The 13,837-nt window shown below is 41.4% G+C and carries 13 protein-coding genes; 9 read left to right on the forward strand and 4 right to left on the reverse strand.

Translation table 11 applies throughout. The features are described 5' to 3' along the window. The first annotated feature begins 399 nt into the window (after nucleotides 1-399). The 7 genes from MTO98_RS24940 to MTO98_RS24970 all read left to right on the forward strand — a co-directional run bounded on the left by MTO98_RS24940 (nucleotide 400) and on the right by MTO98_RS24970 (nucleotide 7,761). Nucleotides 400-1,557, forward strand: a complete 1,158-nt coding sequence (locus tag MTO98_RS24940) for a homogentisate 1,2-dioxygenase (RefSeq protein ID WP_243481699.1) — start codon at nucleotides 400-402, stop codon at nucleotides 1,555-1,557. 114 nt (nucleotides 1,558-1,671) lie between these two features. Beyond that, on the forward strand, nucleotides 1,672-2,796 hold the full coding sequence (hppD, locus tag MTO98_RS24945) for a 4-hydroxyphenylpyruvate dioxygenase (protein ID WP_243481700.1): 1,125 nt from the start codon (nucleotides 1,672-1,674) through the stop codon (nucleotides 2,794-2,796). Between the two features lie 88 nt (nucleotides 2,797-2,884). Further along, nucleotides 2,885-4,141, forward strand: a complete 1,257-nt coding sequence (locus MTO98_RS24950; RefSeq protein ID WP_243481701.1) for a DUF2268 domain-containing putative Zn-dependent protease — start codon at nucleotides 2,885-2,887, stop codon at nucleotides 4,139-4,141. An 86-nt stretch (nucleotides 4,142-4,227) separates the two neighbouring features. After that, nucleotides 4,228-4,698 carry a YciI family protein gene (locus tag MTO98_RS24955; protein WP_243481702.1) on the forward strand — a complete coding sequence of 157 codons (471 nt, stop codon included), beginning with the start codon at nucleotides 4,228-4,230 and terminating at the stop codon, nucleotides 4,696-4,698. Beyond that, nucleotides 4,699-5,355, forward strand: a complete 657-nt coding sequence (locus MTO98_RS24960) for a DNA alkylation repair protein (RefSeq protein ID WP_243481703.1) — start codon at nucleotides 4,699-4,701, stop codon at nucleotides 5,353-5,355. A gap of 466 nt (nucleotides 5,356-5,821) precedes the next feature. Beyond that, nucleotides 5,822-7,303: a PAS domain-containing sensor histidine kinase gene (locus tag MTO98_RS24965; protein ID WP_243481704.1), complete on the forward strand. Its 1,482-nt coding sequence runs from the start codon at nucleotides 5,822-5,824 to the stop codon at nucleotides 7,301-7,303. A gap of 14 nt (nucleotides 7,304-7,317) precedes the next feature. Beyond that, nucleotides 7,318-7,761: a response regulator gene (locus MTO98_RS24970; RefSeq protein WP_243481705.1), complete on the forward strand. Its 444-nt coding sequence runs from the start codon at nucleotides 7,318-7,320 to the stop codon at nucleotides 7,759-7,761. Between the two features lie 26 nt (nucleotides 7,762-7,787). Here MTO98_RS24970 and MTO98_RS24975 read toward each other — a convergent pair whose 3' ends face one another. After that, on the reverse strand, nucleotides 7,788-8,768 hold the full coding sequence (locus MTO98_RS24975; protein WP_243481706.1) for a type I phosphomannose isomerase catalytic subunit: 981 nt from the start codon (nucleotides 8,766-8,768) through the stop codon (nucleotides 7,788-7,790). A gap of 135 nt (nucleotides 8,769-8,903) precedes the next feature. Beyond that, complete coding sequence (locus tag MTO98_RS24980) at nucleotides 8,904-10,133, reverse strand: NADP-dependent isocitrate dehydrogenase (RefSeq protein WP_243481707.1); 1,230 nt, start codon at nucleotides 10,131-10,133, stop codon at nucleotides 8,904-8,906. Between the two features lie 212 nt (nucleotides 10,134-10,345). Here MTO98_RS24980 and MTO98_RS24985 point away from each other — a divergent pair, with 212 nt between their 5' ends. Both MTO98_RS24985 and MTO98_RS24990 read left to right on the forward strand, forming a co-directional pair. Next, a complete protein-coding gene (locus tag MTO98_RS24985; protein WP_243481708.1) occupies nucleotides 10,346-11,056 on the forward strand; it encodes a hypothetical protein in 711 nt (236 codons plus the stop codon). 87 nt (nucleotides 11,057-11,143) lie between these two features. After that, nucleotides 11,144-11,578, forward strand: coding sequence for a hypothetical protein (locus MTO98_RS24990; RefSeq protein WP_243481709.1), 435 nt, complete (start codon nucleotides 11,144-11,146; stop codon nucleotides 11,576-11,578). Between the two features lie 59 nt (nucleotides 11,579-11,637). Here MTO98_RS24990 and MTO98_RS24995 read toward each other — a convergent pair whose 3' ends face one another. Together MTO98_RS24995 and MTO98_RS25000 are read right to left on the reverse strand one after the other, a co-directional pair. Next, a complete protein-coding gene (locus MTO98_RS24995; protein ID WP_243481710.1) occupies nucleotides 11,638-13,425 on the reverse strand; it encodes a DNA polymerase III subunit gamma/tau in 1,788 nt (595 codons plus the stop codon). 141 nt (nucleotides 13,426-13,566) lie between these two features. Further along, nucleotides 13,567-13,803 (reverse strand): hypothetical protein, encoded by a 237-nt coding sequence (locus MTO98_RS25000; RefSeq protein WP_243481711.1) that lies wholly within the window; start codon nucleotides 13,801-13,803, stop codon nucleotides 13,567-13,569. Between the last annotated feature and the right edge of the window lie 34 nt (nucleotides 13,804-13,837).

The raw sequence follows: 13,837 nt of genomic DNA on the forward strand, positions 1-13,837 counted from the left end.
CCACGTCGGCGGCCAGAGGCCGTTTTATAGCTGCCACTCGGCTGGAGCCGAGCGGCGGCGTAAGGATTAAAAAAACAACCAACCCCTCACCTAATCAACCACTCACTATTCAACCCAAAATTTGCATCCTAAATATAATCCCGCTAACTTAGTATCATGTTGCGCATACAAATGCATTTCCTGTTTTCGTTGGGGTTAACCTCCATGAGCGATGCTTCATCGTTCAGAGATGCTATGCTCGCTAAAATCGTATTGGCGCAATACTAATTCTCCCCACCTGTTTCCTTCATTTTTTTAATCATTTATTTACTAAATGGTTAAGGCTATGCGTTCCGGACTTTTAGCCCGAACACAAATCAGCATTTTATACGTTTTGTTGTTAACCAATTAAACCAATCCATGCCTGTATATCATAGTTTAGGATCAATTCCGCCTAAGCGGCATACGCAATTCCGTAAGCCCGATGGTAGTTTATATGCCGAAGAGCTTGTATCAACCGAAGGCTTTTCAAGCCTTTATTCGCTGGTATACCACGCCTACCCGCCAACTATTGTAAAAACACTTGGTGAGCCCTACAGCGTGGAGCCTAAAATAGCGCGCGAAAAACACCTGAAGCATACCAGTTTGATAGGGTTCAATGTACAACCCGAAGATGATTATCTGCAAAGCCGCAAGCCGGTGCTGGTAAACAGCGATCTGCATATTTCGCTTGCGGCACCGCGCAAAAGCATGACCGACTACTTTTATAAGAACAGCCAGGCTGATGAGGTAGTATTTATTCACGAAGGTACCGGTACTTTAAAAACAGGTTTCGGCAATATCAAATTCCAGTATGGCGATTATTTGATAATCCCCCGCGGAACCATTTATCAGATGGAGTTTGACGGCGCTGCAAACAGGCTTTTTATTGTGGAAAGCTTTAGCCCTATCCGCCCGCCCAAACGTTACCGTAACCAATATGGTCAGTTAATGGAACATTCGCCCTACTGCGAACGAGATATCAAACGGCCGGCCGATCTGAAAACTTATGATGAGCATGGTGATTTTAAAATCCTGATCAAAAAGCAAGGGCTCATTTACCCTTATATCTACGGCACCCATCCATTTGATTTTATAGGCTGGGATGGCTTTCATTATCCATGGGCGCTGTCCATTCATGATTTTGAACCGATAACCGGCAGGCTGCACCAGCCGCCGCCTGTACATCAAACTTTTGAGGGTAACAACTTTGTGATCTGCTCATTTGTACCCCGCAAGTTTGATTATCATCCGCTATCCATCCCTGCGCCCTACAACCACAGCAATGTGGATAGCGACGAGGTTTTATATTATGTAGATGGCGATTTTATGAGCCGTAAAAGTGTGGTAAAGGGGCAAATCACCCTGCATCCCGGCGGTATCCCGCATGGCCCGCATCCCGGCTCGGTCGAAAAATCCATAGGCAAAGAGTCGACAGATGAATTAGCCGTGATGATAGATCCATTCAAGCCATTGATGCTAACTGAGGATGCTATAAAGATAGAGGATGAAAATTATTATAAAAGCTGGCAATATTAACTACTAATCCCATGTCATTGCGAGCGTAGCGTGGCAATCGCATGCTATAAAGAGCGAATCTGTACAGCTCGCGATTGCTTCGTTCCTCGCAATGACATATTTAAATTTATTAAAATGCACACTCAAACTTTAGATAAACAACCAACTACAACCGATTTCCTGCCTCTTAACGGCACCGATTACGTTGAATTTTACGTAGGCAATGCCAAGCAGGCGGCCCATTATTATAAAAGCGCTTTCGGTTTTCAAAACCTGGCTTACGCCGGGCCTGAAACCGGCGTGCGCGACAGGGCATCATATGTTTTACAGCAGGGCAAAATCAGGATTGTACTTACCACTCCGCTGCATTCTGAACATCCAATTGCTGAGCACATTAAAAAACATGGCGATGGAGTAAAAGTACTGGCACTTTCGGTTGATGATGCTTACGATGCTTTTGAGCAAACTACCAAACGCGGTGCCGAAGCTTATCAGCAACCGCAAACCCTAACCGACGAACATGGCGAAGTACGCACCAGCGGCATCAAGCTTTACGGCGAAACCGTACATATGTTCATAGAACGTAAAAACTATAAGGGCTTGTTTTTACCAGGCTATCAAAAACTGGAAAACACCTTTAATCCAAGTGATACGGGTTTGTTATATGTTGACCATTGCGTAGGCAATGTCGGCTGGCATAAAATGAACGAATGGGTTAATTTTTACGAAGAGGTTTTAGGCTTCCGCAATATCCTCACCTTCGATGATAAAATGATCTCGACCGAGTATTCGGCTTTAATGAGCAAGGTAATGAGCAACGGAAATGGTTATGTAAAATTTCCGATCAATGAACCGGCCGAGGGCAAAAAGAAATCGCAGATTGAGGAATACCTGGAATTTTACGAAGATGAGGGTGTGCAACACCTGGCCCTTGCCACCCATGATATTGTAGCTACCGTTACCGAATTGCAAAACCGTGGTGTTGAATTTTTAAAAGTGCCTTCCACTTATTACGATGACCTTATTGACCGTGTGGGCCACATTGATGAAGACCTTGAGCCATTAAAACATTTGGGCATCCTGGTTGACCGTGATGACGAGGGTTATCTGTTGCAGATTTTCACTAAGCCGGTTGAAGACAGACCGACGCTTTTCTTCGAGATCATTCAGCGTAAAGGCGCAAAATCATTTGGTGCGGGTAATTTCAAAGCCTTGTTTGAAGCCATTGAACGGGAGCAGGACGCAAGGGGAAACCTTTGATTACTGATTTCGGATTTTTATTAGTGATTTATGATTTGAAGCCGGGCGAATGCCCGGCTTTTTATTTTCAATTCGCTATTTTTAGCAAATGCATAAATACCTAACCTTCCTTTTTATTTTATTGAGTGCGGCAGCTTTTGGACAAAAAAGCCTTAGTAATAAAGGCGATAGTTTATACGAGGCAAAAAATTTTGTTCAAGCTGGAAATTGTTACTTACAGTCGGCTAAGCAAGCCGAATTTAAGGCTGCGGCCACAAACGATTATTATAATGCAGCCTGCTGTTATGCACTATCGGGTAAAGCAGATAGCGCAATGACCATATTGAAATTAGCCATTAACAGCGGCTACAAAAATGCGGCGCACCTGGTAACAGATTCAGACCTGAATTCGTTGCATCAAATGCCCGAATGGCGGCCACTGCTCAATTCGGTAGAAAAAGAACCTAAAGGCTTCACTGATGATCCGTTGAAAGCAAAACTCGTAACAAGCGACATAAAAAACTTTTGGATTGCTTATGACAGGGCGCAAAAAGATACTGCAAACCGACTGAAGATCTACAGGCAATATTATATTGATCCGGGATCGGCAGGACTGCAGGATTACTTTGCAATCAAAGTTATCAGCATGAAAAGGTTTGTTAAGGCGCATGATAAAAAGCCCAGGTTTTACGCGGCCATCCGCAAAAACACCTATACCGTTGATAAGCAAAAACCGCAGATGACAGCATCATTTGTAAAACTTAAAGAACTTTATCCGCAGGCTAAATTCCCGGACGTTTATTTTGTTATTGGTGCTTTTACATCCGGGGGCACTTCAACAGATAATGGCTTACTTATTGGCCTTGACCAGGCAGTTAGTACTCCCGACATACCTGTTGATGAATTAAGCCTTTGGGAAAAGAACAATTTTGGCAAGCTTGATTACATCCCCAACCTGGTAGCACATGAACTTATCCACTTTAACCAGGGCGGCATGTTAGGCGGCGATACCACCTTGCTCAGGGCCGTTTTGGAAGAAGGCATGGCCGACTTTATAGGCGAATTGATTTCCGGCCATACCGCTAACGAGCGCCTCCATGTGTGGGCCAAAGGGCGCGAAAAGCAAATATGGGCCGATTTTGAAAAAGAGATATATCTAAAGCGCGGCTACAATTGGATAGCCAACTCCAACCAGGAAACGGCCAACAAACCAGCCGACCTTGGTTATTGGGTTGGTTACCAGATATGCAAAGGTTACTATGATAACAGCTCAGATAAAAAGCAAGCCATCTACGATATGCTTAATATCAAAGATTATAAAGCTTTTTACCAGAAAAGCGGCGCAAGTAAAAAGTTTACCAATTAACTCACCCCACTCCGGGGCCGGGCTAATGCCCGGCCTTTTTATTTGGCAGCCATTAAGTTATATTTGATATAACCAATAATCATTTTATGAAAAAAGCTTTACTTATCCTTGCCGCTGTAGCGTTAAGCTTTAACTGCTTAGCCCAAAGCTCTGCCGCCGCCAAACCTGTTTATGATGCCGCTTTGGCCAAAAAACTGGGAGCCGACGATTACGGTATGAAAAAATATGTGATGGCATTCCTGAAAGAAGGGCCTACACAACTGAAAGACTCGGCGGCTAATATGCAGTTGCAAATGGCCCACCTTAAAAACATCGGCAAGCTTGCTGCCGAAGGTAAGCTGGTTGTTGCAGGGCCATTTTTAGATAACCAGCCCTTACGCGGTATTTTCATTTTCAATGTTGAAACTGTGGAAGAAGCAAGAAAACTTACTGAAACTGATCCGGCTATTAAGGCAGGCGCTTTAGTTATGGAACTACACCCTTTTTATTGCAGTGCCGCACTGATGCAGGTGGTACCTATCCACAATACTCTTCAAAAGCAAAGCATGACCAATTAAATGGATACGGTGCAATTTGTGCTTGAACAGCTTAAAGAAAAAGCTGATGCCGCGTATTTAAAAGGGATGGCCCGTTTTGGCATCGATAACTCGCAGGCCCTGGGTGTAAAGTTACCCGAAATACGCAAGCTTGCTAAAATCATAAAAACAGATCATGCGTTGGCTTTAGCACTTTGGGGCACAAGGGTACATGAAGCCCGGATGCTGGCCTCGCTCATAGCCGACCCCAAACAGGTTACACCAGAATTAATGGATAGCTGGACCCGTGATTTTAACTCATGGGATATTTGTGACCAGGTTTGTGGTAATCTTTTTGATCGCACCGTATTTGCCATTGACAAAGCTGTTGAATATAGCAGTCATGAGCAGGAATTTGTTAAACGTGCGGGATTTGTTTTAATGGCCGAATATGCAATCCACAACAAAACCGCCCCCGACAGCGTATTTATAAAACTGTTTCCTATTATGGAACGGGAAGCCTGGGATAATAGAAACTTTGTTAAAAAGGCTATTAACTGGGCACTACGGCAAATAGGCAAACGAAATAATATATTAAAAGTTAAAGCTATTAATACTGCGAGAAATATTTATAACCAACCCGCCAAATCTGCTAAATGGATCGCCAAAAACGCGCTCGATGAACTAATAAGCAAATAGCAATATAATATTTTTCCATAAAATTAAATGCAGGCAAATTGCAGGTAAATTGCCTGTAAAATAGGACATTATAATACCCAATAATAGTTCACCCATATTTACTAACTTAGTGCCCGCTATTTTTGACAATCAAATTACTTCAAACTATTTTATTGAAGATATCTTCATTTCAAAATATAAATAAGTAAAAACAGAACACATTTGGCGGGTATTTTGCAAAATATTACTTCAATTAGGAGTAGATATAGCCAGATATTCTAAAAACCGTAATTACCAGTAAAAGAATACATTATAAAGTATCAAAAATATTATATTTGGAACCTGCAAATGTGGAATAACGTTTGAAAAGAAAATCCACAGCAGCACAACTGATGGTTGTAAATTTAAAAACTTCAAATCATGGCACATGTTTTAATAATAAGCACGTGTCAAAAAAACAAATTGAATAAGTGAACGGATTGTTGATATGAGTTTTTTGGAAAAGGGTAAACTTTCTGGCGATGATGTACATCTAACCCCTTTGATCAATGATCTGGATACGGGTATCTGGAAGTATAATTTCAATACAAGGGAAGTAAAATGGTCGACAGGGTTTTATAAGGTATTAGATTTTCAATTGAATGAAATTGAATGTAATGCTTACACTTTCTTTGAGCATTTACTTTATCACGGCGATAAACCGGCCTTTATTAATGCCATTAACAACAGGCTAACTGAAAACACTCCACCGCTGCAATTACGCTTTTTAACAAAAAAAAACGGGTACCAGTGGTTTGAAACCACTATCAGAAAAATTGATAACGAACATGGCTGTATAGCTTACGGTTCGCTCATCAATATCAACCGCTACAAACATAACGACCTATTATCGGCACATAACCAGGTAATCAATGATGCTGCCTTTAACACAGCACAATTGGGAAGCTGGGAAATTGACGCTCAAAACACCGGCACCATCGAGCTGTCAAAGCAGGTGTATGATTTATTTGATCTTCAAAATCATTTAAACCTGAGCGTTGAAGAATTTATTAGTTTTTTTGAGCCCCCATACCGGCCTGTTTTACAAAACGCCATTAATCAAACGTTTGATCAGAGCCGGCCGTTTGATGTCGATTTACTTTTACGATCGGCCAAAAACAATATGTTGTGGCTAAAAGTAAAGGCCGTACCGGTAATTAATCACTTTGGCAAATGCACCTCGGTTAAAGGGATTGTGCAGGATATCGACAGCGAAAAAAGGAAATTACTTAAACTTGAGCAGTCGATAAATTTATTGACCGACCAAAACCGGCGCCTGCAAAACTTTGCATATATAGTATCGCATAATCTTCGTTCGCACACAGGCAATCTCCAATTTATGGTAAACCTGTTTGAACAAACCGAAACAACTGAAGAACGCGAAGAGATTTTTTCGCACATTAAAACTATCAGCGATAGCCTGGATCTTACTATCGAACATATCAATGAAATAGTAAAAATTCAGACAGAAATTACCAAAGAGCGAAAAATGGTTGAGTTAGAGCCAATGTTTAAAAATATTTGCTCTGCGCTAAAAAATAATATAGAAGCAATAAACGCCCGTATTGAAGGCGACTTTACGCAATGCCGTGAAATCAGCTACATTCCGGCTTACATGGAAAGCATCCTGCAAAATTTGCTCACCAATTCATTAAAATACAGTCATCCTGAAAGACAACCCGTTATAAAATGCTATACATTAACCGAAGGGAACCACATCTATCTTATTTTTGAAGATAATGGCCTCGGCATTGATCTTGACCGTTATGGCGATAAGATTTTTGGTATGTACAAAACATTTCACCAAAACACCGATGCTAAAGGGATTGGCTTGTTTATAACCCGCAACCAAATTGAAGCATTAGGCGGCAGCATCAAAGTTGACAGCAAAGTAAATGTTGGCACAAAATTTACTATCAGACTGGCATAATTAACTAACAAGAAATGATTGCAGATCTAAATGCCGCAAACACCTGGATTGTGGATGATGATAGTATTTATGTTTACGGCCTGAAAAAGCTAATAGGTATAAAGGGACTTAACACCCGGCTAAGCCATTTTGTAAATGGAGAAGAAGCCATTAATGCCTTAAAAAAAGCAAACGAAGATCATGATTTGCCAGATTTGATATTGCTGGATATCAATATGCCGGTTATGGATGGATGGGAGTTCATGAATGAATTTGCGAAAATAAAACCCCGGCTGGGGAAAAGAATCGCTATTTATATCGTAAGCTCATCAGTTGACCTGAATGATATTCACCGGGCTAAAAGTATTTCTGAAGTTTCTGATTACCTGTTCAAACCCGTGAGGACAAGTCACTTAATAAAGGTATTTGATACAACACCGGAAAGCAGCAGCGAACAGCTATTTAAGTATGGAGCTTAACATAAGCTCCATACTTAAAATCAAAATTATTCTATATAACTTTCCAGTATTTTAAAGCCTCCAGTTGTTTCCAATTCAACTTTATCAATACTTTTTGGCAGCAGGATGCACTCGCCCATTTTAACGGCATATGCTTCATCATTATATTTTACAGTGTATCCGCCTTCTACGCAAACATGGATCACAAATGAATCTAATGCAGAATAGTCTTTAGAGGTACTTTCATCAAAATCAAGTACGTTGGTTGTAAAATACGGGCAGGTAACCAATTTTACAGTCTCGTTCTCTTTAGGCTCGTATTGGGTTTTATATTCCGGATAGTGTTTGTAATCAATAGCGGCAAGGGCCTCTTCGGTATGCAACTCACGTTTATTGCCTTTATCATCAACACGGTCAAAATCGTAAATACGATAAGTGATATCTGATGTTTGCTGAATTTCGGCAATCAGTAATCCTTTGCCAATGGTATGTACCCTGCCTGCAGGTAAAAAGAAAACATCATCAGCTACGGCTTCTTCCTTGTTCAGGATATCCATGATATGGCCGCTGTTTAAAGCATTGACATATTTTTCTTCGGTCATTTCCTGGTTAAAACCGGTAATCAATGTCGAGCCCTTGTCGGCTTCGATGATATACCACATTTCTGTTTTGCCAAATGAGTTGTGGCGCTCTTTAGCCAGTTTATCATCAGGGTGCACCTGTACCGAAAGATCATCATTGGCATCAATAAATTTCACCAGTAAAGGGAAGATATTACCAAAATGGTCATAAACTTTCTTACCCACCAGCTCATCTTTGTATTGCTCCAACAAGTCAGCCAATGATTCACCTTCAAGGGCACCCGAAGCTACAACCGAAACATCAGATTTCACACCCGATATTTCCCAGGTTTCGCCGCAGTTAGGCAAGCTGCCAAAATCTTTATGCAAGTAGGTTTTGATCTTTTGACCACCCCATATCTTGTCTTTATATATGGTTTTAAATTTTAATGGATATAATGCCGACATAGTGTTGTGTATTTTGACCGCTAAGTTAGGAGTAAAATAGAAAATAGGAAATGCTAAATTGATTTACGTACTATACATGTAAACAAAAAAAGCCCATACTATTGTATGAGCTTTTTATATCAAATTGCCTGGTAATTATTTACCTAAGCGTTTTTTTAAGTTTTCGTCAATTGCAGCTAAAAACTCTTCGGTGTACAGGTAATCGGTACCATGTTCCACTTTAGGTTTAATAGTGATGGCCAAATCTTTGGTCATTTTACCACTTTCAACAGTTTCGATACAAACTTCTTCCAAAGCTTTGCAGAAATCGATCAGCTCCTGGTTGTTATCCAGGATACCGCGGAATTCCAAACCTCTTGTCCATGCAAAAATAGATGCAATTGGGTTAGTTGAAGTTGGCTTGCCAGCCTGGTGATCACGATAGTGACGGGTTACTGTACCGTGGGCAGCTTCTGCTTCCATTACAGTACCATCAGGAGTAACCAGGGTTGAAGTCATTAAACCTAATGAACCAAAGCCTTGAGCTACAGTATCTGACTGTACGTCGCCGTCATAGTTTTTACAAGCCCAAACAAAGTTACCGTTCCATTTAAGGGCCGATGCAACCATATCATCAATTAAGCGGTGCTCATAAGTGATACCGGCAGCATCAAACTTCTGTTTGTAATCGCTTTGATAGATCTCTTCAAAAATATCTTTGAAGCGGCCATCATATTTTTTAAGGATGGTGTTTTTGGTTGAAAGGTATAAAGGCCAGCCTTTCATTAAAGCCTGGTTAAAGCAGGCATGGGCAAATCCTCTGATTGACTCATCAGTATTGTACATGGTTAATGCAACACCATCGCCTTTAAAGTTAAACACTTCAAATGATTGCTCAGGGCTACCATCTTCTGGTGTAAATTTAACGGTTAATTTACCCTTGCCTTTGGTTAAGAAATCGGTAGCACGGTATTGATCGCCAAAAGCGTGACGGCCTATGCAAATAGGGGCTGTCCAGTTAGGTACCAAACGAGGTACATTGCTCATAACAATTGGCTCACGGAAAACAGTACCATCCAGGATATTACGGATAGTTCCGTTTGGCGATTTCCACATTTGTTTTAAACCAAACTCCGCAACCCTTGCTTCGTCGGGAGTGATAGTGGCGCATTTGATACCAACACCGTATTGTTTAATGGCGTTAGCTGCGTCAATAGTTACCTGGTCGTCGGTTTGGTCGCGGTACTCGATACCCAAGTCATAGTATTTGATATCAAGATCAAGGTACGGGGTAATCAATTTGTCTTTGATGAATTTCCAGATTATACGGGTCATTTCATCGCCATCCAGTTCAACTACCGGATTCTCTACTTTTATTTTTGACATGCCTGATGTGGTTTTGTTATACAACGGCTCCAAATATATAAAATTGGCTTTATCAATTTTATCAAATAATGCAATGAAAAATTATAGATTTCGTTATAATGACAATTATTGCCGCCAGCATTGTTGTTTTTATAAACTTTGGTGCTATTTTTATAAAATAAAACGCTTACCATAAAACAAGCTCCTTCTTAAACAGGCGCTACCGTTTATTTATGATAAAATCCATACTAAAAATCTCCATTATAATCCTGTTGAGTTCTGTATCATTTTTGGCTAAAGCCCAGGTAGGGTTTGATTATGCGCAATATGATGTTGGTTTTGCAGCAGGTATCAACCAGGCCAGTTCGGCCGATGTGCAAACTTTAAAAACTACTCCTTCCATCAATCTCAACTTTACTTATAATCAAAGTCCTTTTTTGAACTACGTATTTAACGTTGAAATTGGCCGTTTAAAAGGAGGCTCGCCCAATACAACTACACAAAGGCAGTTTGAAAACCATTTTAGCGCCTACTCATTCAGGGTGCAGGTGCAGGCCGGCGAATTAATTGACTATTCGCAAAGCGCTATAGCAAACGCCTTTAAAAACCTTTACCTGTCATCAGGGTTAGGATACATCAATAATAATGTAGTATTCAGAACAGATGATGCGCTTTTATTGGCGAACGACCAGGTACTACCTTTTGAGCCTAAAACAAATGAAATTTTTATACCCGTAAGGTTAGGTTATGAATTTAAGATCTTCAACAGCTACAACCAACCCGCTGTAAAAATTGACCTCGGTTATCAATACAACTTTATCATGGGCGATAACCTTGACGGTTATGTTGCCGGTGCTCATAATGATGCATATTCGCAGGTTACATTAGGTTTTAAATTTGCCATTGGCGGTGTTACTTCGTACCGGAAACAGATCCATTATTAAGCTTTAGGTAAAAATTCTTTTTTTAACTGGTTTGCTTTTTTGGCAGGGTTTTTACTGTGTATATTTATATTATAAAAACACAGACCTATGAACAACGATCAAATTGACGATGCGGGCTTTAACGACGATCTGCCTGATCGCGACGAAACACTGAAAGATGAGCTGGGCGAAACTATTGACAAAGAAGACCTGAGCTATAATCCGGACGCCAACAGCTACGAATATGATGTTAAAAGCGACGACCCGGATTACGACCATCCCGATCCATATCATACAACAGCAAAGAACGGTGAGGATTTTAACTCCACCTATGATGAAGCAAATCCTTACGACGTTGACGGCGAATTTGACGAAGACCGTTCGCTCGAAACTGATGTAGATGAATTAGGCATGCACATTGATAACGGAGAAAGCGTTGAAGTTGATCCTGTTGATGCAGCCTTATCTCATACTCCCGAAGATGACCGGGATGATCTTGATGAAGAAGGCTATCCTAAAAATGACAGTAAACCCCTAAAATAATTTATTTTACCTGCCGAGTTGTGAATTTTAATTAAGCACAACTCGGCAGATAACCTAATTTAATCAAAATCAAGGTTAAACCTGTTTTTTAACTCCAGCAATTCAGGGTTGCGCGCCGCCATGTGCTGAAATTTTTCGGGCGCGGTGTAAGGCTTGCGCACTACTTTTAGTTCGTCAACACGGGCGTTTACGTCAATAGTAAAATTTTTGAGTGCACTGCGCAGGTAGTTAAGCATAATGGGCTTTTCATCCCTGAAAATATTTTCCTGCACCATGTTACCTACTATTACCTCAAAAACGTAAGGCTTCAACATGCGCGGCGCACCGGTTGTAAGTACGGTTAGCAAAGTTTTTTTTCCTTCCTTTTTTGCAAATGCGGCAAAATCGCTCCAGCATTGCAAAAAAGCATCCATGGTAAAATCCTCTTTATCCTCGCCTTTTAAATAAGGGTCTTCTTCTTCAAGTAATGCTTCCGGTGTCTTAACCTCGCCGGTTAACGAAGGGGTGAGTGTACTTCGCAAAGGCATCATAATCTTAGGCTTTTCGGCCGGAGATGCTTCTTTTACCGGTGCAGCTGACACTACAGGCTCTTTTGCAGGGGCACTGTATACAGGCGCAGCTTCACTTACCATGGATACGGCCGGGCTTGCCGGTGTACTATTAACAGGTGTTATTGCTGAGGTATCAGGTTTTTTTTTTAATCCCCCGTCGGCAGCGGGCGTTACAGTGAGTGAAGTGGTTGCCAGGTTAAATACCGATGGCAGGTGGCACATCTTAAGCAGTGCCAGCTCCACCTGCAGCCGTTGGTTTTTACTGAGCTTATAACTGATATCGCACTGGTTGGCAATATTCATGGCCGAGAGCAAAAACGACACTGACGCCTGCTGCGATTGCTGCAGGTATTTTGCTTTGATCCCTTCACTTACCTCAAGCAGTTTTAATGTTGACTGATCTTTCCCAACTAACAGATTTCTGAAGTGTTCAGACAGGCCTGCTATAAAATGTGCACCATCAAACCCGCGCGAAAGGATCTCGTCAAAGAACAACAATACTTTTGCGGTATCTTCCTTAAGCAGGCTTTCGGTTATATTAAAGTAGTAGTCGTAATCAAGTATGTTCAGGTTATCAATAACCGAACGATAGGTTACCTTACCGCCCGAAAAGCTCACGATCTGGTCAAACATCGATAACGCATCGCGCAAACCGCCATCGGCTTTCTGGGCTATGATATGTAGGCCATCAGGTTCGTAACCGATGTTTTCCTTACCGGCAATTGATGCCAGGTGGTTAGCCATATCTTCAACCCTGATGCGGTTAAAATCAAAGATCTGGCAACGCGAAAGAATGGTTGGCAGGATCTTATGCTTTTCGGTAGTGGCTAATATAAATATGGCGTAATGAGGCGGCTCTTCAAGCGTCTTCAGGAAAGCGTTAAACGCTGCCTGTGATAGCATGTGCACCTCATCAATAATATAAACCTTGTAACGGGCTGCCTGCGGGGGAATCCGCACCTGCTCAATTAAACTGCGGATATCATCAACAGAGTTGTTTGAAGCAGCATCAAGCTCATGAACGTTAAAGGAGTTGCCGTTTTCAAAAGCTTTGCATGACGCACATTCGCCGCAAGCCTCTCCATTAGGCTGTAAATTGGTACAGTTTATGGTTTTGGCCAGGATCCGGGCGCAGGTAGTTTTGCCCACACCACGTGGACCACAGAACAAAAAGGCCTGTGCCAGCTGGTTATTTTTTATAGCGTTTTTGAGCGTATTGGTAATATGTTGCTGACCAACAACGGTTTCAAAAGTAGCCGGGCGATACTTACGGGCCGAAACAATGAAATTATCCACAAGTGCTAAGGTAGTGAGAAAATAGGTTTAGTGAAAGGGGGCTTTTGCTAAAATTTTGAACACTCAGCAGTACTCATATGATAAAAACAACATTACCAATTTGTTTCGCCATATCAAAACAAACCTGTACGCGCTAATTTTCTAAAAATCATCATCGGGCAGATGATCATCATCTTCAGGGTCGGACTCACCCATATCATCATCTACCTGTATTTCATGCAGGTCTTCTTTATCCTCAAGTATGTCGTCAAAATCCTCATCTTCCTGGTCGTCCCAGTCCCCCTCAAGAGGATCATCCCCTCCGCCGTACATCAATACTTCATCAAACGAAAGTGCTTTTGAGTTTTCAACACCGGTAAAGTTTGCTACTAACTGCATAGCTTTAAGTTTTTTTAGATAGAACGGTGCATTA

The organism is Mucilaginibacter sp. SMC90, assembly GCF_022811725.1.
Classification (GTDB): domain Bacteria; phylum Bacteroidota; class Bacteroidia; order Sphingobacteriales; family Sphingobacteriaceae; genus Mucilaginibacter.

Bases quoted from the DNA above. Each gene is read 5' to 3' on its own strand.
- MTO98_RS24940 (WP_243481699.1), top strand. From the start codon at position 400: ATGCCTGTATATCATAGTTTAGGATCAATTCCGCCTAAGCGGCATACG.
- hppD (WP_243481700.1), top strand. From the start codon at position 1,672: ATGCACACTCAAACTTTAGATAAACAACCAACTACAACCGATTTCCTG.
- MTO98_RS24950 (WP_243481701.1), top strand. From the start codon at position 2,885: ATGCATAAATACCTAACCTTCCTTTTTATTTTATTGAGTGCGGCAGCT.
- MTO98_RS24955 (WP_243481702.1), top strand. From the start codon at position 4,228: ATGAAAAAAGCTTTACTTATCCTTGCCGCTGTAGCGTTAAGCTTTAAC.
- MTO98_RS24960 (WP_243481703.1), top strand. From the start codon at position 4,699: ATGGATACGGTGCAATTTGTGCTTGAACAGCTTAAAGAAAAAGCTGAT.
- MTO98_RS24965 (WP_243481704.1), top strand. From the start codon at position 5,822: ATGAGTTTTTTGGAAAAGGGTAAACTTTCTGGCGATGATGTACATCTA.
- MTO98_RS24970 (WP_243481705.1), top strand. From the start codon at position 7,318: ATGATTGCAGATCTAAATGCCGCAAACACCTGGATTGTGGATGATGAT.
- MTO98_RS24975 (WP_243481706.1), bottom strand. From the start codon at position 8,768: ATGTCGGCATTATATCCATTAAAATTTAAAACCATATATAAAGACAAG.
- MTO98_RS24980 (WP_243481707.1), bottom strand. From the start codon at position 10,133: ATGTCAAAAATAAAAGTAGAGAATCCGGTAGTTGAACTGGATGGCGAT.
- MTO98_RS24985 (WP_243481708.1), top strand. From the start codon at position 10,346: ATGATAAAATCCATACTAAAAATCTCCATTATAATCCTGTTGAGTTCT.
- MTO98_RS24990 (WP_243481709.1), top strand. From the start codon at position 11,144: ATGAACAACGATCAAATTGACGATGCGGGCTTTAACGACGATCTGCCT.
- MTO98_RS25000 (WP_243481711.1), bottom strand. From the start codon at position 13,803: ATGCAGTTAGTAGCAAACTTTACCGGTGTTGAAAACTCAAAAGCACTT.